Origin of the sequence: Clostridioides sp. GD02377 (assembly GCF_045899875.1) — a bacterium.
Taxonomy (GTDB): Bacteria; Bacillota; Clostridia; order Peptostreptococcales; family Peptostreptococcaceae; genus Clostridioides; species Clostridioides difficile_A.
The window spans coordinates 114,443-134,377 of sequence record NZ_JBJODA010000009.1 but is presented as its reverse complement, the minus strand read 5'-3'; the positions used below and the strand labels follow the sequence as shown (position 1 = coordinate 134,377).

The following is a 19,935-nucleotide window of genomic DNA, read 5'->3' as shown; positions in this document are numbered from 1 at the left end:
ACCTCACTTTATGTAACATTGTCATTATTTATATCAATCTTACAATCAATTAGATTTTGTATATAGTCATCATTTATCAAAGTATCAGTAAAACTATTTTTATTCAAATTGGTGTTTTTATGATACTCATCTACAATAAGTTTTGTTTTTGCAAGTTCATCTTCTAAACGATTCACTTCGCCCAATACATTAACTACAAACTCTTTTAGTTCCAAATTATTACCATTTAGTATAACTACATTTTGTTCTAACACTTTTACTCTTTCAATAAGGGGAGTTATATTAGCTACACCACCAGAACCTCCACCAATCTCCCCATTTTCTATCATTCTATTAATAATATCTATATCTTCTCTGTTACTTCTTATGTTATTTACATTAATATTTATATTGTTGTCTATATCATCTAATTTTTTATTCAATCCAGTAATAGCTTTTATTGGATGTTGATCTTCTATATCCGTATTTTTTAATTGATTATGGTCATTTAAATATTCTGTTTTTCCATATCTTTTTATTTTTACACTCATCTCACCTACCACCTTACATGAATATAATATTAAAACTATATTTATCATCAATTGTTATGCAACTAGAGTCCTTTATTATTTTAATCAAAAACTTAGTTGTAGTTCCAGGCAACAAACTAACCTCTAGTTCTTTAAATAAATCAGAATTTCCACTTGAATCCCCATATGGCACCAAATAAGCCATGCTATTACCTTTATCATAACTAGAAACTCCTACTATTTTTAAAATTCCAGTTTTAGTAAGATTTCCTTCATTTACTACTTTTAACTCATAAACTCTATCTTTACCTTGTACTAATCCTAAATCAAAATCACCATTATTTATATTAGCTTCATCTACAATAAATTTAATTTCTGGTTCAAATGAATACACATCTCCACCATACAACTTATCTATAGTCACACTGTCAAATAATCTACCTTCACTTTCAACTTCTATCCTTACATTGTTTATTGGAAAAAGTTTTGATGATAAATCAACTACAACAGAATCTTTAGTATATTTCATATCTATCTTTGTAACTATTTCTTCATTATTTTCATCATATATTTTAATATTTTGTGTTTTATCAATTCCTATAAGTGTTATAAAATTACTCTTATACATTTCACAATTAAATATTTCTAATGAATTTTTATTGTCATTTAGATAATATCCTATAGAATTAGAATCAAGTAATTTTGTACTTCCAAAATCTTCCCAATTTAATCCATCTTTTGATGCTCTAAGATTTAATACAAAGTTCTCAGAATATATTACTTTTAAATATGAATAATATATTAATTCCATTTCTGCTGATAGTTCACATTCTATGTAATTTTCTGTAATAGACTTTACTATACATCCACCATTATTAGATTCTTTTGGTTCATATCTTATATGTGTTTGAAATACATATCCAGACTCTTTTGGACATGGTATCAATAATTCTGTTTTGTCAGCATTTTCAAGTATTTTAATAGAATCACCTGTAAAGGTGATTCTATTATTATCACTTGGAAATATATCCCACAGAGGATTCATTGCACCATTGAATTCCTCACTAAATATATGTCCTGTAGATATTTTATTCAATTTTTTTTTACTCTGCATGAACTTCAACCCTTATACTAGTTACTTTACATATCTGAAAATTTTCATACCCATATTTTTTCACTAGTGATTTAGTAGTTGCTATTGCTGATTGTAAAGTTGGCATGTCACATACTACTCTCCAAAATTCATTTGCTTCATTTGGTGGTCCAGATAATACATTTTGATTTACTTTCTCTTTGTATTGAATTTGATAATTTACCATAATATCTCTTCCCTTCTAACATTTTTGATAATTACTTAGTAATTTATACTTGTTATTTCCTGATTACTCTTCGTCTACCTTTTTCTTTATTATCATGATGTTTAAACATGTAATCTTTAAATGTATCAAGTGCATATGCAACTTGTACTGAGTTTTGAATTCCCAATTTAACTTGTGTATCCTCTATAGATTCACCTGCAATAGTTAACATATCTATCAAATATTCAACAGTTTTATTCGTTTTTCCAAGCTTTCCAAGATACTTTATATTAACAGATTTATTGAACATATCTTTTATTTTAAAAACTGCTATATCTATGAAAGATTCCTCATTATCATAAAAAAACAAAATTTCTACTTCTTTAATTTCTTTTGGAATTGTCAAATCTATATTATAAGAGGGCTTTTCATCTCCTAAAAATGTATAAATTGCTTCTCCTATATGTATTTCTAACACGCCACTATTTTCCATATAAGCTTTAAATTTTAATTGTAAATCAAATTCTTGATTAACTTTAAATTTTAACCCAGAGTTTACACCTTTTTCTTGACTTGATAAAACAAAATCATCGGTCAATACTAAGTTATCAATATATAGTATATTTTTTTCTAAATTTCCCAGCGTTTTTTTAGAATAATCAATCTCACAATCTTCTCTTATATACACAACTTCATACTTTGAATTACATAATATACTCATTTCTGCATACCACAAGAAAAGTTTCAATGTTCTTTCAAGATGTGGTATTTTGCATCTATCCCAATAGTATTTTTCACCTATATATTTCATGGTTGAATCTATTAAATCTTTTATAGCTTTTTCAGGCTCTATACCAGCATATCTATAAATATTATGCCTCCATTGATTGTATAGTGTGTCAAGAACATACTTCATAACAGAAACATCAATATTTATAACATCTATTGCTATATTTGCAAAATAATCTACTGGATTTTCTATAGGCAATTCAATTACTTGGTTTCCTGCTTGTGTATATTTTTTTACATACTTGTCCTTATCTAATATTATGAGGTTATCACCAAATATCTTATCTTTATATATATTATAATCAAAACCGTTTTTAGGAAGAATCAATTCATCTTGACTTCCATCAATAACCACAAATTCAGGAAAATATTCTGTTGCAACTCCAAAAAAGCCATCATTATTTTTATATGTAGGTAGCTTTGAAAATTTTAATTCAATTGGCGATTCATTAGATGATACACCTTTAATTTTTTTTATTATTCCAAATTGAATTTGATACATATTATAGAGATTAGTATTACATTTATATAACTCGTCTATACAACTTGGAATACTTAATAAATTACCCTCTTTATAAAAATTCGTCAGATTTGAATCATAAAATATCTTAAAGTCATTTTTTTGTATTGTTCCTTTTTCAAATTCTTTATTTATTAGAAGTGTATATTTGCTACTTTCTAATAGCTTATATATATAGTTTTCAAATACATACAATGAAGATTTTGAAAGATATTCTGGTGATATAATTGAGTCAATAAGATACAAATTACCCTCTTGATATTTTCCAAACAACTCATACTCAGTTATTGATGTTTCCTTATTGTTAGATTTTGATATTAATAAGTTATATTCATCATTTTTAAAATCAAACTTTGGATTGTAGTATTTAGAAAATAAATCTGTACTAGAAATATAAATTTTTCGATTGTCAGCCTTTCTTGTATTCATATCTAGGTTATATAAATTAAATGTAGGCTTTCCTTTTATAAAATCATAACTATCGAGTATCTCATATATTTGAATATTTGAACCTGCATGTGTAAAAATTTTAATATTATCTACAACATGAAGACTACCATCTATGTTTTTTTCAATATTGTCTAGTAAATTATATAACGCTATATAATCTTCACCTTTATATAATTTATATTTAGATTCTAAAAATGTTTGTATTTTACTTGAATATCCCTTTGATAAATACTTTTTATCTTCTATAAGTATTTGTTTATTAAAATTATTTCTCAGTTTTATATTCTCATTTATTAAAATCTCTGACATGTTTGGCATATCAATAAAATAGGGCAAATTAATATATATATTAGATGAAGAATTTGATGTAGATGTTTTATTTTCTTCAATAAAAACATTCCTCAAATCTCCATCTTTTATAAGTTTTTGTAAATCTATAGATAGATTTTCAGTATAACCTTCAACCAACTTTGGTTTTTCCATAAAGATTTTATTATTTATTGAACTTTTAAGATTTATATAATCATTTATATTTATTTTTTTGTCTAAGTCTCTAATATTTTTTTCAAAATCAAGTATGTATGTATCATTTTCTGTTTCACTTATATTTACATCTATATTGTCTCCAAAAATTTTTTTACTTGGTGTGCCTATCATATCCTCATAATCATAATTTTTTAGATACTTATCAATATTACTTACTTCTGTTATATTGTCTTGGAAAGATAATGTGTTTTGATTAGTCCGAAATGTATTATAATCATTATTTATTTGAATTTTATTTCTAGTATCTTTATATTCTACAAATAGTAGATATTCTATAATTGATTTATCTAAATATTGCTCTTCTCTAATTAAATACTTCAATGCATCATTAAAATTTCTAAATTCCTTAAGACCTTTATAAAAACTTATACATTCATCACTATTTTTATCATATAGCTTTTTATATATTTTATTTATACATATATTCTTAACTGATATTGGTTGTAAAGACTTCTTACTTTTTATAAAAAATTTCTGTTTTTTACTAATATTCATTGACTTTATATCATTTTTTAACCTCAACAAAGTATTGCCTATATTGCTTTTTGTGTGTTCACACTCTATCTTATAAAATAAACTTATAGAGTTTTCATCCCCAGAAAGATTATATTTAAAATTAGCACTGACTAAAACGCCAGTGCTAAACTTAAAAGTTGCAATCATCTATTCTTCAATCATAGCTAATATCTTAGCTGAATATATCTTAGAGGCCTTAATTTCTTCTGAAGTTTCTTCTCCTGATAAGACAGTGATTTTAGCTTCTATTTTTAAATTAAAGCTAAAGTCACCAGTGCTAGAACTAGGTCTTACTATTATAGCTTTATAAGAAAGAGACTGACTATCAAGTTCTAATTTTATATTTGCTGATGTTAAATCTTCACCTTCATTATCAAGTGCTGAAAAAGTTAATGACATATTTTCAACTTTAGCAGGTAATGTAAAATTATTGCTAAGTTCTATTAATGATTTATTTGGTGCAATATATGAAGCAAAATCAAAAGTTTTTACAAAATCATCAACCTTTTCTTGATTAGTAGGGTCTTGTTTAAGTATTCTAATATTAGTTATAGTCTTAATAGATGTAAGTTCACCCTTAGTAAGAGTTGCTGTAACAGATACAATACTATCGCCATCTTTATATGCAGGTCTAGTGACTACCCCTTTGTCACTTAGACAAGCAGAATTACTTGTAGTCCATGTTATTGCTATTTCATTTCCTATAGTAGTTGGAAGTATTAAATCAGTTGTGACCTTATTTATATCAGAATTTTTATTTCTAATAAGTTCCCAAGTTATTGCATTAGCTGCAGATTCAACTTCACCTTCTTGAGTCCATGCTGGTACTGTAACTTTAAATTCTTTACTTCTACTTACACTTCCCTTTGATACAATAACATTTATAGTAACTTTTGCATCTGCTTCTCCAAATACAGGTCTTGTTACTCTTCCTGATTGTCCTATTATATTCGGACTAGAAGATGACCATACTATAGTTGAACCACAACTACCTTTTTGTATAAATGTTAGATTTTCTGTGACTATACTTGGTATAGATATGTTTCCTATATCTTCTAGGATACTTTGCAAATCAGTTCGCTTTGATGCTTTTACAAGCACCTTAAATTTTTTAGTTTTAGAGACTTCTCCAGATTTCACGTTAGCAGATAAATATATTTCCTTATCTCCTTCATAGAAATCTGGTCTATTAATTATACCTAACATTAATATTCATCCTTTCTATTTCTAATCATATTTTATATAATAGGTTCCTCTTGTAAATCTGATTCATCCAACTCATCTGTAGAATTTACATTTACTTCAGTTTGGACTTTTCTGCTTTTATATCTAGCAGTTATAATGGCTCCACCTATTTTTATTCCAGCCAATTCTCCATTTTGAGAAACAGTAACTATACTTTCATTTGATGAAATCCAAATTACTTTATCATCCACTACTACTTCTTCTCCTTCAAGTAGGGAAAGAGCTTTTTTTGCTCCAACTGTTATAGTTGGGTTTTCAGGAGATATTTTTAATTCTAATGTAGGTTCTTCAACATCTGCTCCTTTAGAAAAACTTACTATATTCATGTCAGAAGAATCCCAGATTATTTCTAATCCATTATTTGTTTTATCAGCAAAATAAACTGATTCTGTATTGTTTGTACAAGAATAGATATCTTTATACATATCTTGTATTTCTCTTAATGCAGCTTCACACTTAGAATCATCATTACTTTCATTATATTTAAGTTCTTTTAATATTCCAACACCGTATCTTTCATTTGGAGAATTTGCAAAAGGAGTATAAGGAGTAGTTAATGGAAGGTATATATATGTTTCTTCTGGTTTATCTTCGTATTTCTCAAAAGATTTGTTTACTATTAATTCATCAAATGGGAAGAGTGATTCAGCATCTATCACTATCATACCTGATAAAGCTCCACGAACACCTTCTGCACTATGGACAATTTTTATTCTATCTGCGAAGTATTCGTTTGTATAAACTGATTTGCCATACATATGTTTTTTCATGAATTGCTCTGTTGATGAGAACATAAAATAGTGACTTTGGAAATAGTCAGCAGAATCTGTCTTATACATTGCAAAATCTGTTGTTCCATTTGCTGTATGTACACCATAAGTCTGATGGTATTTTATATCTACAAGATTCCCATACTTATCTCTATTTGAACCACCTTCTTGAGTAGTTCTTTCTTCTACCTCATCAAAACCTAGATAAAAATAAATTGGTTTTTCAACCATTCCATCTTGTGAACCATAGATATAATAACTTAAGTCATTTAAGAGACCTTTTCCATCATTTTGTGCTACATATTTTCTTATATAGTTGTATAAGTCTTGTTCATTATAAGTTACCTGAACTTCCACTGTCATATCCTTTACTATTGGTTTATTTATAGTTATTGGCAATTCAGATGGAAAAGTAATTTTTTCTCTTGATATGGATGTTCTTGCATTAGGTGTAATATAAGATATTCCATATCCGCCACTATATTTTACGTTTGGATTCATTAATCCAAACTCAGATGCAAATTCATTGTTTACAGATGCACCTATTGTAACTTGTAAACTAGGTTCATATATAGTCGTTTTCCCGCCTGCAATATTTGATCCAAAATCTCTTGGTATATCCCTTCTATTATAGGTATATTTTATTACAGTATCTGCTGGTCTATTACTAAGTAGTGAATTATTTAACCAAGGAAATGTACCTATATTTACCCATGCTGACTTAGCACCTGCATTTGATATAACAGCCTTTCCTGATGTTTTGCCACCATCAGTGCCAAGTGTATTAACTCCATTGAAAGGCTCACTGTACTTAATATTAAACTTTGGTATAGAAGGTACAGATGAAGAAGTTGCAAATATACCAAAATTTCCAGCTATATCCTTTTTAGCAAAATCAAAACTGTCAATAGAGCCTATATATGCTTGACCAACTAAATATCTATTATCCTCATAATCTACATTTGGATTACCTGTAACATTTATAAGTACTCTATTTGGATGTATATTAGCAAGTACTCTTATCTTAGTCTTATTGTTTAAAGAAGATGTAATAGGAATTCTTAAAAGAGCATCTGATCCAGTTATACCAAGCTCAGATTTAAACTTTTCATCAAAGTCTGTAAACCAAGATAGTTTACACCATTCAGATGAAGCAGAGTTAAATTCAGCTATATCTCCAGTTACCATATCTATAACATTTTCTGCTGGACCAGAATAATCCTTATTTGGATTATCAAAAATTCTCATATAACAGTTATGATAGTTTCTAGCTTGTGCATCTTTCTCACCAGTTTTTAGATTTACAACTTTTGGTACAGTTTTTCCATCTCGTTGTTGAGTAGGGTCATCCAATTCTGTATCACATAAATACTTTGGAAAGTACACTTCCATATACATAACTGCATTTTCTTCTATAGCTTCATCCAAAAGTCCATATTTTGAAACTTCATCAGAACCAACTTTTGTTGTTTGCTGAGTAATTCTATCAACTGGTCTTGTAACAGCTCTTACAACAACAGAATCAGTTATTTTAGAAATTTGATCTTTAGTTATTATCTCATATTCTCTTGCATTTACCTCATCAAAAGAAGAGACTTCTCTATCTTTTATAAGTTTAAAGTTTGGATTTGGATATACTATATTCCAACAATCTTCTTTTGAAGGCAATGACTTTCTCATTAAATTTCCAGATACATCTTTTACTTCTTTAGTATAATTTCCTAAGGCTAAAACATTTGCTAAATCTTTTACAAAACTATCTGCATCTGTTTTAAACTCATGGAATACAAAGTCTTTTATTTCATTACTTAACATATTTAATTTTCCTTTCTATCCCTAAATTGGTTCTGGATCTTTTAACATTCTTATCCCAAACCATAATTTCTTAGAAGTTCCACTATCATTATGAAATTTTAAAACTACTCTTGAATCTGGAGGTGCTAGATATACATATGTAGATGAACCTAAGAAAAGACCTTCTTTTACTTCTCCTAAATACCAATCTTTAAACCACAATTGTCCATTAAAATATAAATTATAGTGGTCATTTTCTCCATATCCACTACATGTAACAGATATAGCAAGAATCTCAACCTCAGATGGAGATAAAACTATCTCTTCTTCAAATACTCCTCTAAGTGCTGGAACTTCTATTAGCCTCATATAATTATATGGTTGTGTTTTTGATGCAAATCCTCGTATACTCCCTATCGCTTTTATTTCTTTTACTACATTAACTTCATTGAGGTTATCTATATTAGAAACAGATTCAAGTTTTTCTACGCTTTTAACTTGCTCCAAGTTTTCAATATTTTTAAGAGTCTCTATTTTTTCTATTTCAGATAGGCTATCTATTTTATCTATACTTTCTATGTTATTTATTTCTTCTATATTTCCAACTTTTTTTATTTTATCTAAATTCCCACCAGCACTATAAGCGACATTAAAGTTACTCATAATTTCACCTCTATCATACTATTTATTAAACTTCTTCTTTAGGCACTGGTTCTACTTCTATAGTCTTGTCCTCAACACCAGTTAATACTGGAGGTATATTATCTATTACAGATACCAGCCTAACTGCTATAGTTTCATTTGATGATTTATCAGATACTTTATAAGTAACTTGATATTCTTTTACAACAGATGTATCAACTAAATCTCCACCTTCAACAGTTATTAAATCTGTTAAATCTCCATCAACTTCATCTACAGCTGTTACCCCTTTTAAAGCGTCAAAGTTCTCATTTAAATTTAATGTTAAGTCATCTATACCTGAAAACACTGGCTTAACAGTATCAACAACAGTAACTTTTCTTATAGCACTTGCTTCATTATTTGCTACATCTGTAACTTTGTATGTTAATATTTGTTCTCCTAAAATAGAAGTATTAATTGCTCCTTCTATTACTATCTTTGAAGTTAAATCTCCATCTATATTATCATTAGCAGTAACTCCAGCTTTTGAATCAAATGTTGAGCCATATTCTACAGTACAATCTTCAACACCAAATAATATAGGAGCTATATTATCAACAACTGTTATTATTCTATTTACTACACTTTTATTTTTAGATTTATCTTCTACAGTATAGACAATATTATTCTCTCCAGGTATAGCATTATCTACTGTTCCATCTATAACTATAGAATCAGTTAAATCCCCATCTATATCATCCATTGCTGTAACTCCAGCTCTTAAATCTAGTTCTTCCAATAAATTTATAGTCTTATCATCAGCACCACTTATTATAGGAGCACCTGTATCTACAACTGTTATTGTTCTATTTATTGTTGTTACATTTCCAGATTTATCTGGGGCTGAATACTTCAAAGTATATTGCCCTATTACATTGACATTGACTTCCCCTTCAACTGTGACAAGTTCTGTAACATCTCCATCTATATTGTCTATAGATCTAACTCCTTGCATTGGGTCAAAAGAACTACCTCTTGGTATCTTCAAATCATTAAAAATCATAATATTTTCTCCTTTATTTTTATTATAAATATTTTTGAAAAGTTTTTTAGAATATAAATATATTAGCTATTTAAGAAAATCTATTACTTGTCATCTAAATACCACTTATTCTCTGTAGAATTATCATTCAATATTCCAAGTGCTGTGAGTAAAGCTAAAAAACAATTTACTGTATCAGAATAATTTTTTGGTAGTATATCGACATATCCAAAAGATTGAATTGTAAGTACTAGCATCGCCGATAGAGAAACCCAAAACCCTTTGTTTCTTAATCTCTTTTTTAAATAGTTCTTCATATATTCTCTCCTTTGACTAGCGTTTTATTTTTTTACGTTGTTTTCTAGGAATGTTTGGGGTTAATGTACAATAAGTTATATAACCTGAACTTTCACTAGACTCCTTTCTTGCTTGATACAAACAGCCTTCTTTTTTAATACAATAACAACATTTTATTCTTACTGCTTTTGAATAAAGTTCTTCTTTATCTTTCTTTTTAATATTTTTTTGTTTAACAGCCACATATTCACCTTCCTTATTAATACTTTTCATTTTCTGAATATACCAACTATCTTTCTCTATTGTAAGTTATTTAGTAAAAAATTCTCTTATTTTTGATTTATTCCATAATGAATTGTAAATATCTCTTTTATAAATTACAGATAACATACAAGCGCTTATCAGTTCGTCAATTCTAATTTCTATATCGTTTAAATTATCTTCCTTTATTTCATTAACTAAATTGGAATCATCTTTCAAAACATCTAAATTCATAAAACCATTTATAAATGTATTTACATCATGTTTAGCTAAAAACAAATTATGTAAAGAAGTCTCTATATTCCCATAAACACTTTTGTCATTAAATAAATCATTTTTCATAGTTTTATTTATAAGATTAAACTTTTTGCTTAGAATAGTATAAGTTTCTGAATTTATTGGTTGCCTTTTTTTATTATTTTCAATCAAATATAACTCTTTAACTATTTTTTCTATATCATTACAGTATTCTAATAAAATAAATGCACTTTGGACATCATAAAATAAAGAAAAATAATTTATATTATGATTAATATCTTCATATTCATATTGATTCAATTTATCAATAAATGAATAATCTACATCATCAAATAAATAATCATTCTTTTTGGTTGTATAAATTCCATTTATAAAGACTTTTCTTATATTCAATAGTTCATCTTTTATATTTAAAATTTCTAAGTAACTTTCAAACTTAGAGTCACCATATAAATTATTAAAATTTTCTTCTTTTAGTATGTCTTGTTCATTTTCTGTAATGGAAAAACAATAATTTTTCATGATTTTACCTTGGTATGTATCATTCTCTATCAAACTCAAATATGATTTTGATAATGATATAAGTTTATTTAATTTTGATACTACACTTGATGGATGATACATTTCAAATGATTTTAAAATATTAGTTTTATAATTCTCAGCTGTAATAGATTCACTTGTACACTTTGTTGATTTATATTCAAAATCATCAAATCTACCTACTTTTAAATTAGGTCTATAGCTCAATACATCTTCTTCATTTATACTTTTATTCATATTCCTTAAACCTTCCTTGTTTAAATATCTTAGATTTGCATACTTAAGCTTGTTAGCATTTAAATAATGCTAACAAGCTTATTTGAGGTTATTAGACTTGTTGGTATTGCGTGGCTTTTTGAGTGGACATATTTTCTATTCACTTGGTAATATACCCTATATAAAATATACTTTGTTAAATTAAAAAGTATATTTTTTCTTTTATATAAAATTTTTTTTTAATTTACTTTCAATATCTGCTAAAGTATTTCCATATGTAAAATCAGTTATGCTCATATTATTTGCTACATTATGATTCAAATTTTCATCATAAGCTAACTTATAATACTTAAGCTTACTCTGAAAGTTGTTATTTGTATTTATTATTAACTCCCTGTGATTTTCATCTACTTTTACAACTACACCTAAATAGTTATATCCTTTTTCTATAGCATGCTTAAAACAACTCTCTAAATTGATTTTTTTTAACATTTTCTCCCCCTATTATGTTTAACTTTTTATATTTATTTATATACATGTATACAATGATTAATTTTCGTATCATCAAAATTAATATTATATAAAAAATATTCTACCTACCATACTATTTAATTTATTAAAATTTACATTATTAAATATAATTTTTATATTACAATAGTAAAAGAGCTTAATTTTCGTCAAATGTCAAAGAATATTTATCATCTATATATATACCTATACAGTTCTGCATTTTGTAACAAAAAAACAAAATTTATATTATGCTTTTTGTAGAATATATGTATTTAGAGCAAAATATTGTCTTTATAATTATATACTTGTTTAAATATTTCAAATTAATTTTCATAATATAAGAAATTATACAATCTCTTATACTAATATATCTAACAAAAAATGGATTTAATTTATCATATAATTTCTTAAAAACTAATATGAATAAAATTAAATCCATTATCATCAATTGTGAAACTATGCATTTGATTTTTTTATTATAAAAGGAATTGTTACAATTGTACCTATTAAAGCATCTACCATATCAATCATAGTATCTTCTAGTCCACCAGCTTGTGTAGTAGTACCAATAAAAGTATCCATTAAAAATTCACCTATCTCCCACAAACTAGCTACTCCCATACTAAACATAAATACAAATATGATTAAAAATATTTTACTCATTTTGCTTATATCTCTTTGTGTATAGAAATACTTGATTATGGAAAATGCCACAATAGCAGATATTATTCCTGACCATAAATGTAAAAAATCATCATAATAATTTATATCATAAAAATTAAAACAAGTACCTAACAATGCTGAAAACATTATAAATAAAGCAAGAACTATATATAGCTCTTTACTCAACAACCTTTGATTTTGCTTATTTATAAAACTCAGTATAAAAGTACCAACTAAACTTATTGCTACTAATCCTATGTTACCTAATTCTTTGTTGATTGCAAAAAATATAGCAGAAAAAATATAAACTATATATAATAGTATAGTTATTGGTTTTAAAAGTTTATTCATACACACTTTACCTTTCTAAAACAAGTCTATAATAGCTTAGGATTAACATCATTATCGCCATAACCATAAAGATTTAGTGGTTTAAGAGCTGGTCCTTCAAGTATATCTCCCTTGTAGTCAAATCTAGAACCATGACATGGACAGTCCCATGTTTTTTCTTCACTATTAAAATTCAGTTCACATCCTAAATGAGTACATGTAGTATCTACAATATAAAATTCGCCCATATTATCCTTATACACACCATATCTTTTCCCATCGATATTAACAATCTTTCCTTCTCCATTATTTTTAGGCATATCTCCACTACCTATTTTTAATTTTCCACTTACATAATTCATTGCTACATTTGCATTTTCCTTTATAAAATCCTTTGAGAAATAACTGCCTAATCTTGATGGATTAAAAGTATCTTTATAAGCTGAATTATTATTTACTATCAAATCCTTTATTATTATTCCTGCAACAGTACCATTAGTAATCCCCCATTTAGAGAAACCTGTAGCTACATAAATATTGCTTTCTCTTTTATTAATGTAACCTATATAAGGAACATTATCAAAACTCATATTATCTTGAGCTGACCATTTACACTTAAAATCTTTTACCTTAAAGACCTTTTTTCCATAATGCTCTAAGTCATTAAATATTTCTTTCTCAGTTCCTCCTTGACCAACTTTATGGTCTCCTCCTCCAAAGATTAGTAAGTTCTCATTTCCATCATTATATTGTCTAAAGGTTATGGATGGGTCATCTATACTTATAAACATACCTTCTGGCAATTTATTTTCTAAAACTGCTGCCATTAAATAAGCACGTTCTGCGTATTCTTTTGCAAAATAAAAATTCAATCCATCATACCATGGACTATGGGATGAAATTATAACATTCTCAGCTTCTATTATATTATCTTCTCTTGTCTTAACTCTACATATTTTCCCTTTTTCTAAATCCACTACTGGTGTATCTTCATATATTTTTAGACCTAAGTGTACTGCTATTTCTGCTAATCCATCAATATACTTTTTGGGGTTAAATTGACCTTGATTTGTAAAACTAATAGCTCCCTTTATATCTAATGGAATATCTTCTATAGTTTCATGATATTCACACTCTATTCCTATTTTTTTACATGTACGATATTCATCCTTTATATCCTTTATAGTATCTTCTTTTTCTGTAAACACAAAAGATGGTTCTCTTTTAAAATCACATTTGATATTATTATCTGTTATTATTTGTTCAATTAAGTTTAGAGCTTCATTATTTGCATTATAATATGATTTTGCTTTCTCTAATCCATATTTTTTCTCTATCTTAGAATAAAATATGTCATGCTGACAAGTTACTTTACCAGTATTTCTTCCTGAAGTTCCATATCCTATTTTATCAGCTTCAACAAGCGCTACTTTTTTACCCTCTTTTGCTAATAAATATGCAGTTGTTAATCCAGTTATACCTCCACCTACTATAAGACACTCTACTTTTATATTTTCGCCTAATTTTTTATATTCCTTTGGATTTGAATTTGAAAACCAATACGATTCGTTCATATAAAATACTCCTTTACATATTAAATAATAGTAGTTTTCCCATCATCAAGTTTATTTATTATAAATAGCATAAAAAATAAATATCTCTTTGTAATGAATACTCTGTTATATTACTTAGTATAAATAGAAATAACTATATAATTAAGTCAACGCAATTAATAACACATACCAAAATTTAGTGTATAGAATCTACAAATTTTATAAAATAAAAACTAATACATCTCTGATTAGCATTTTATAGTTACAAAAAAATATTACTAGAAATCAAATTTTCCAGTAATATTTAATAACAAAACATATCTATACAAATTTATAAGTCTTTCTATAAAATTAATATACCTCACTAAGCCTTTCTTCTAGCTTAGTCTGAACAAAACCTAATATAAGATTTACAATCCAATATACTACTATTACACAAGTAAAAGCTTCCAAATATTTATAACTTGCTGCTGCTTCTGATTGAGCAACTGCCATAATTTCTGTAACCCCAATAGTAAAAGCAAGAGAAGTTCCTTTTATAATATCTGCAAAAGTATTTGTAAAGGGAGGAACTGCAACTCTTATAGCTTGTGGCAAGACAATTCTTTTCATTGTTTGTACATACGTCATTCCAAATGCCAAACTTGCTTCTATTTGACCTTTATCTACAGATGTTATAGCACCTCTTAAACTTTCTGCAAAATAGGCAGAAGAATTTAAACCAATTACTATTACTGCTGCTGAAAATGCTTCCAATGTTTTAAGTTCTGGTACTAATTGTATTAGACCAAAGTATATGAAAAAAAGTTGAGCAGCAAGAGGAGTACCTCTAAAAAATGAGATGTATATTCTTGATACTGTTTTTAAAATAGGAACTTTAGCATCTACAATTAATGCTATGAGTAAAGCTACAACAATTCCCAATACCAAAGATAACAGAGACATTTTGAATGTTACTGTCAAATATTTTAATATTAACGGAAATATACCTGCTGCAAATCCAAAATCAAATACTTGCATCATTAACCTCCAATTAATTTTCCTTAGTTGTATCTAAGCCAAACCATTTTTCAGATAGTTTTGTAAATGTTCCATCTTCATGCATTGCTTTTATAGCTTTATTTACATCCTCTATTATAACTTTACTTTTTTCTTCTTTTCTAAATGGATATTGATTTACTTCATATACACCAGTATCTATATCTGCAACTTTTAATTTAAGTTTACCTTGTTCTATAGTTGTTTTAGCTTTAACCTCTGAAAGCCATGCAATATCAATTCTTCCATTCTCTACATCTTTTTCCATAGGTACTCCATCATATGTAACTATATCAAGTCCTAAGTTATGTTTTTCATTTAAATCTCTTATAGTTTTTTCTCCATTACCACCTAGAACACAACCTACCTTTTTACCTTTTATGTCTTCTATCTTACTTATAGTGCTATCCTCTGGCACTATAAATTTATATTTACTATATGCATAAGTATCCGAAAAATCATATTTTTCTACTCTTTCAGGAGTAGTTGACATTTGGTGTGCTACTGTATCAACTTTACCAGCATCTAACATACCCATAAGTCCACTAAATTTAGCAGTTTTAAACTCTATTTTATAATCTGTTCTTTTTGATATTTCCTTCCATACATCAATTTCAAAACCTTTATTTTCATCATTTTCTTTATAACACCATGGTGCATATTCTACCGATACTCCTACATTTAAAATTCCTTTATCTTTTTGAGAATCATCTTGTGTTGTAGCTTCACCATCTTTACTTGAACAGCCAACTAACATTGTTGTCCCTAAAACTAATGTCAATAATAATGATAATACTTTTTTACTTTTTAATTTCAAAAATAACACTCCCTCTTTCTATATATTTGTGTACTCAAACATAATATCATAATTTGAAAAGGTTTTTTATTGCTTTTCTCTATATAATTCGACACTGATATTCTTCTTTTCTATACTTTCTTTGTAATTTATTTTTGAAATTAATACTATTTTGTTAAATTTATATTTATTTTTATTTTCTATCAATAATTAACAATTTAGTTATAAAATTTAATTTACATGTTAAAAATTATAAGCTCTTAAAATAACTTTACACAAAAAGTGAACTTTGTATATCAAAGTTCACTTTTTTGAATTCCTTGCTCTAGGATAATGCAGTAATATATTAATTTTTATAAAATAAAGTATTTTTAATTATTAAATAATCTTTATTTACTATGCTTCTTGATTTAGTGGTTTTTTAAGTAATGCTAAAAGCATCATTCCAACCACAGCACCTATAGCTATAGCTAATATATATCCAAGTGGATGAGTAACTACTGGTATAACAAATACTCCTCCATGAGGTGCACGAAGAGCTGCATTGAACAACATACTAAGTGCTCCTGCTACTGCTGAACCTCCTATACATGCTGGTATAACATGAAGTGGGTCTCCAGCTGCAAAAGGTATAGCTCCTTCAGTTACAAAAGATAATCCCATTACATAGTTAACTTTACCAGAATCTCTTTCTTCTTTTGTAAATCTATTTTTAAAGAATGTAGTTGCAAGAGCTATCGCAAGAGGTGGAACCATACCTCCAGCCATTACCGCTGCCATTATTTCAAATTGCCCTGATTCAAGTGATGCAACCCCAAATACATATGCTGCTTTATTTACAGGTCCACCCATATCTACAGCCATCATTCCACCCAAAACCAATCCTAAAACTATTTTTGAAGTTCCTCCTAAACCATTTAAAAATCCAACCATTGCATTATTAATTGCTGTAACTGGAGGTATTACTAAAAATGTCATTATAATCCCCATCAAAAGCGTTCCAAATAAAGGATATAATAATACGGGTTTTATTCCTTCCAATGAAGTTGGTAACACACTAAATACCTTCTTAAGTCCTTCTACTAAATAACCTGCTATAAAACCTGCAAGTAATGCACCTAAAAACCCTGAACCACCATCACCTGCAAGGGCTCCTCCTACAAAACCTACAACAAATGCTGGTCTATCAGATATAGAGTATGCTATATATCCTGCAAGTACAGGTAGCATAAATCCAAAAGCTTTATCTCCTATTCCCTTAAAAAATGCTGCTGTTGGAGTATTTGAACCAAAATTTGAAGGATTAATAGAATAATCATCAAGTAAAAATGCTATTGCTATAAGTATTCCTCCACCAATAACAAATGGTAACATATTAGATACACCATTCATTAAATGTTTATACACTTTTCTAAATCCACTTTCACTTTCTTCATTTGATTCGTTGTGATTTGCCTCTCCTCCATGATAAACTGGAGCATCACCATTTACAGCTTTATCTATAAGTTCCTCCGCTTTGTGTATACCATCAGCAACTTTAGTCTTTATGACTTTCTTCCCATTGAATCTAGCCATCTCAACATTCTTATCTGCTGCCACTATTATACATGTTGCATTTTCTATTTCTTCTTTTGTAAGTCTATTTTTGATGCCTGCTGAACCATTAGTTTCCACTTTTATTGATATTCCTTTGCTTTCAGCCATTTTGTTTAAACTTTCAGCTGCCATAAATGTATGTGCTATTCCAGTTGGGCATGCTGTTACTGCCAAAATTTGAGGATATTTATTAATATCTTTATCCTTAGTATCTACTATATTTTCTTTTTTAATTATTTCATCTTGATATTCCTCACTGAACTTTTCTCTTTCTTTTTTATCTATTATTTCCTTAAATTCTTTCTCAGAAGTTGAATTTATAAGTTTATTTCTAAAATCTTCATCCATAAGTATTGTAGATAATCTTGATAGCACTTCCAGATGTGTATTATTAGCTCCTTCTGGTGCAGCTATCATAAAAAATAGATTTGATAAGCTTCCATCAAATGATTCATAATCTATACCTTCTTTTGATATTGCTGCTGCTATACAAGCTTTAGTAACTGATGTGTTCTTAGCATGAGGAATAGCTACACCTTCTCCAATTCCTGTTGTACTCATTTCCTCACGAGCTAAAATAGCTTTTTTATAAGTTTCTTTGTCCTTTAAATTACCACTGTTTGCAACTAATTCAACTAATTCTTCTATTGCTTCTGATTTGTTTTTTGACTTTAAATTCAACTTAATTGATTTTTCATCTAGTAAATCTATAATTTTCATAATTCCTAACTTCCTTTCTATATATTTTTAGATATTTTAGAATCTATTTACAGATATTTCATTTACCAACTCATCAATGTATTCTCTTTTAGCTAAGTCATATGAAAAAGCAGTTGCACTACCTGATGCTGCTCCTAATTTAAGAGCATAATCATATTTGCCAGTATTCAAATATCCAGATATAAATCCAGCCACCATTGAATCACCTGCTCCTACAGAATTCTTAACTTTCCCTTTAGGTACATTACTTATAAGTACCTCATCTTCTTCTGTAACTAGCAGTGCTCCATCTTTACCCATTGAGACTAAAACATTTTTAGCCCCTAGTTGCTTTAATTTCTTAGCATATTTTACTATATCTTCATTTGAGTTTAATTTAACATTAAACAGTTCTTCTAATTCATCACTATTAGGTTTAATTAGAAAAGGCTTGTATTTTAAAACATTAAGAAGAAGATTTTTAGTTGCATCTACTACAACTCTTATATTTTTTTCTTCTAGTCTAGACATTATATTCTCATATAGTTTTTCATCTAAAGTAGAAGGTATACTTCCTGCCAATATTAAAATATCATCTTGATTTAATTTATCAAGTTTTTTATACAACAAGTCAATATATTCATCAGCTATATTTGGTCCTTGCCCATTAATCTCAGTTTCTTCCAATTCTTTTATTTTTACATTTATTCTTGTAAAACCACTTTTTAACCTTATAAAATCTGTCTTCAAATTCTTTTCTTCTAATGTTTTTATTATATATTCTCCAGTAAAGCCACTTATAAAACCTAAAGATGTATTATCATTTCCAAGTTCTTTTAGTATACGAGATACATTTATACCTTTTCCTCCTGGATAAACGTATTCTTCATTTACACGATTTGTATTTCCAGTCTTTAATTTATCTAGTTTAACTATATAATCTATTGATGGATTTAATGTCACTGTATAAATCATCTTGCCACCTCTTTTTATTTATTTACTTTATGTTTATATCTTAACTTCATATTAATATCTCTGAAAGTCAAAAAATTTCTCTTAATTAAAAGAGAAATTT

At 27.5% G+C, this 19,935-nt stretch carries 18 protein-coding genes; all 18 read right to left on the bottom strand.

The features are described 5' to 3' along the window. Positions 1–8: 8 nt before the first annotated feature. The 18 genes from Q3304_RS09910 to pfkB all read right to left on the bottom strand — a co-directional run bounded on the left by Q3304_RS09910 (position 9) and on the right by pfkB (position 19,835). The gene (locus Q3304_RS09910; protein WP_407814306.1) at positions 9–530 is read right to left on the bottom strand and encodes a hypothetical protein; all 522 of its coding nucleotides are present in this window, start codon (positions 528–530) and stop codon (positions 9–11) included. 13 nt (positions 531–543) lie between these two features. Next, entirely contained in the window at positions 544–1,623 is a 1,080-nt protein-coding gene (locus Q3304_RS09905; RefSeq protein ID WP_407814305.1) for a hypothetical protein, read from the bottom strand. After that, positions 1,613–1,828, bottom strand: coding sequence for a hypothetical protein (locus tag Q3304_RS09900; protein ID WP_054270811.1), 216 nt, complete (start codon positions 1,826–1,828; stop codon positions 1,613–1,615). The genes Q3304_RS09905 and Q3304_RS09900 overlap by 11 nt, the downstream gene beginning before the upstream one ends. Positions 1,829–1,880: 52 nt before the next feature. Beyond that, positions 1,881–4,775, bottom strand: coding sequence for a hypothetical protein (locus tag Q3304_RS09895; protein ID WP_407814304.1), 2,895 nt, complete (start codon positions 4,773–4,775; stop codon positions 1,881–1,883). Then, positions 4,776–5,834 carry an immunoglobulin-like domain-containing protein gene (locus Q3304_RS09890; protein WP_407814303.1) on the bottom strand — a complete coding sequence of 353 codons (1,059 nt, stop codon included), beginning with the start codon at positions 5,832–5,834 and terminating at the stop codon, positions 4,776–4,778. It lies immediately after the preceding gene. A 32-nt stretch (positions 5,835–5,866) separates the two neighbouring features. Continuing rightward, the gene (locus Q3304_RS09885) at positions 5,867–8,458 is read right to left on the bottom strand and encodes an Ig-like domain-containing protein (RefSeq protein ID WP_407814302.1); all 2,592 of its coding nucleotides are present in this window, start codon (positions 8,456–8,458) and stop codon (positions 5,867–5,869) included. 21 nt (positions 8,459–8,479) lie between these two features. After that, a complete protein-coding gene (locus tag Q3304_RS09880; RefSeq protein WP_235626745.1) occupies positions 8,480–9,100 on the bottom strand; it encodes a glutamate-rich protein 5 in 621 nt (206 codons plus the stop codon). A 25-nt stretch (positions 9,101–9,125) separates the two neighbouring features. Next, positions 9,126–10,124, bottom strand: a complete 999-nt coding sequence (locus tag Q3304_RS09875; RefSeq protein ID WP_407814301.1) for an immunoglobulin-like domain-containing protein — start codon at positions 10,122–10,124, stop codon at positions 9,126–9,128. A gap of 83 nt (positions 10,125–10,207) precedes the next feature. Continuing rightward, positions 10,208–10,420, bottom strand: coding sequence for a phage holin (locus Q3304_RS09870; RefSeq protein WP_243192633.1), 213 nt, complete (start codon positions 10,418–10,420; stop codon positions 10,208–10,210). A 16-nt stretch (positions 10,421–10,436) separates the two neighbouring features. After that, the gene (locus tag Q3304_RS09865; RefSeq protein WP_065388404.1) at positions 10,437–10,673 is read right to left on the bottom strand and encodes a hypothetical protein; all 237 of its coding nucleotides are present in this window, start codon (positions 10,671–10,673) and stop codon (positions 10,437–10,439) included. Positions 10,674–10,709: 36 nt separating this feature from the next. After that, a complete protein-coding gene (locus Q3304_RS09860; RefSeq protein ID WP_407814300.1) occupies positions 10,710–11,696 on the bottom strand; it encodes a hypothetical protein in 987 nt (328 codons plus the stop codon). A gap of 201 nt (positions 11,697–11,897) precedes the next feature. Beyond that, positions 11,898–12,167: a hypothetical protein gene (locus Q3304_RS09855; protein WP_054270819.1), complete on the bottom strand. Its 270-nt coding sequence runs from the start codon at positions 12,165–12,167 to the stop codon at positions 11,898–11,900. A gap of 474 nt (positions 12,168–12,641) precedes the next feature. Continuing rightward, positions 12,642–13,199 carry a hypothetical protein gene (locus Q3304_RS09850; protein WP_054270820.1) on the bottom strand — a complete coding sequence of 186 codons (558 nt, stop codon included), beginning with the start codon at positions 13,197–13,199 and terminating at the stop codon, positions 12,642–12,644. Positions 13,200–13,225: 26 nt separating this feature from the next. After that, complete coding sequence (locus Q3304_RS09845) at positions 13,226–14,752, bottom strand: FAD-dependent oxidoreductase (RefSeq protein WP_407814757.1); 1,527 nt, start codon at positions 14,750–14,752, stop codon at positions 13,226–13,228. Positions 14,753–15,082: 330 nt separating this feature from the next. Further along, positions 15,083–15,751, bottom strand: a complete 669-nt coding sequence (locus tag Q3304_RS09840) for an amino acid ABC transporter permease (protein ID WP_065388405.1) — start codon at positions 15,749–15,751, stop codon at positions 15,083–15,085. 13 nt (positions 15,752–15,764) lie between these two features. Next, on the bottom strand, positions 15,765–16,586 hold the full coding sequence (locus Q3304_RS09835; protein ID WP_284182091.1) for a transporter substrate-binding domain-containing protein: 822 nt from the start codon (positions 16,584–16,586) through the stop codon (positions 15,765–15,767). Between the two features lie 375 nt (positions 16,587–16,961). Next, complete coding sequence (locus tag Q3304_RS09830; RefSeq protein ID WP_407814756.1) at positions 16,962–18,881, bottom strand: fructose-specific PTS transporter subunit EIIC; 1,920 nt, start codon at positions 18,879–18,881, stop codon at positions 16,962–16,964. Positions 18,882–18,917: 36 nt separating this feature from the next. Then, positions 18,918–19,835 (bottom strand): 1-phosphofructokinase, encoded by a 918-nt coding sequence (gene pfkB / locus Q3304_RS09825; RefSeq protein WP_054270824.1) that lies wholly within the window; start codon positions 19,833–19,835, stop codon positions 18,918–18,920. Between the last annotated feature and the right edge of the window lie 100 nt (positions 19,836–19,935).

Excerpts from the sequence above, each read along its gene's own strand:
- Q3304_RS09860 (WP_407814300.1), bottom strand. The coding sequence starts at position 11,696 with ATGAATAAAAGTATAAATGAAGAAGATGTATTGAGCTATAGACCTAAT.
- Q3304_RS09905 (WP_407814305.1), bottom strand. The coding sequence starts at position 1,623 with ATGCAGAGTAAAAAAAAATTGAATAAAATATCTACAGGACATATATTT.
- Q3304_RS09875 (WP_407814301.1), bottom strand. The coding sequence starts at position 10,124 with ATGATTTTTAATGATTTGAAGATACCAAGAGGTAGTTCTTTTGACCCA.
- Q3304_RS09855 (WP_054270819.1), bottom strand. The coding sequence starts at position 12,167 with ATGTTAAAAAAAATCAATTTAGAGAGTTGTTTTAAGCATGCTATAGAA.
- Q3304_RS09900 (WP_054270811.1), bottom strand. The coding sequence starts at position 1,828 with ATGGTAAATTATCAAATTCAATACAAAGAGAAAGTAAATCAAAATGTA.
- Q3304_RS09865 (WP_065388404.1), bottom strand. The coding sequence starts at position 10,673 with ATGAAAAGTATTAATAAGGAAGGTGAATATGTGGCTGTTAAACAAAAA.
- Q3304_RS09830 (WP_407814756.1), bottom strand. The coding sequence starts at position 18,881 with ATGAAAATTATAGATTTACTAGATGAAAAATCAATTAAGTTGAATTTA.
- pfkB (WP_054270824.1), bottom strand. The coding sequence starts at position 19,835 with ATGATTTATACAGTGACATTAAATCCATCAATAGATTATATAGTTAAA.
- Q3304_RS09880 (WP_235626745.1), bottom strand. The coding sequence starts at position 9,100 with ATGAGTAACTTTAATGTCGCTTATAGTGCTGGTGGGAATTTAGATAAA.
- Q3304_RS09890 (WP_407814303.1), bottom strand. The coding sequence starts at position 5,834 with ATGTTAGGTATAATTAATAGACCAGATTTCTATGAAGGAGATAAGGAA.
- Q3304_RS09910 (WP_407814306.1), bottom strand. The coding sequence starts at position 530 with ATGAGTGTAAAAATAAAAAGATATGGAAAAACAGAATATTTAAATGAC.
- Q3304_RS09885 (WP_407814302.1), bottom strand. The coding sequence starts at position 8,458 with ATGTTAAGTAATGAAATAAAAGACTTTGTATTCCATGAGTTTAAAACA.
- Q3304_RS09845 (WP_407814757.1), bottom strand. The coding sequence starts at position 14,752 with ATGAACGAATCGTATTGGTTTTCAAATTCAAATCCAAAGGAATATAAA.
- Q3304_RS09895 (WP_407814304.1), bottom strand. The coding sequence starts at position 4,775 with ATGATTGCAACTTTTAAGTTTAGCACTGGCGTTTTAGTCAGTGCTAAT.
- Q3304_RS09870 (WP_243192633.1), bottom strand. The coding sequence starts at position 10,420 with ATGAAGAACTATTTAAAAAAGAGATTAAGAAACAAAGGGTTTTGGGTT.
- Q3304_RS09840 (WP_065388405.1), bottom strand. The coding sequence starts at position 15,751 with ATGCAAGTATTTGATTTTGGATTTGCAGCAGGTATATTTCCGTTAATA.
- Q3304_RS09850 (WP_054270820.1), bottom strand. The coding sequence starts at position 13,199 with ATGAATAAACTTTTAAAACCAATAACTATACTATTATATATAGTTTAT.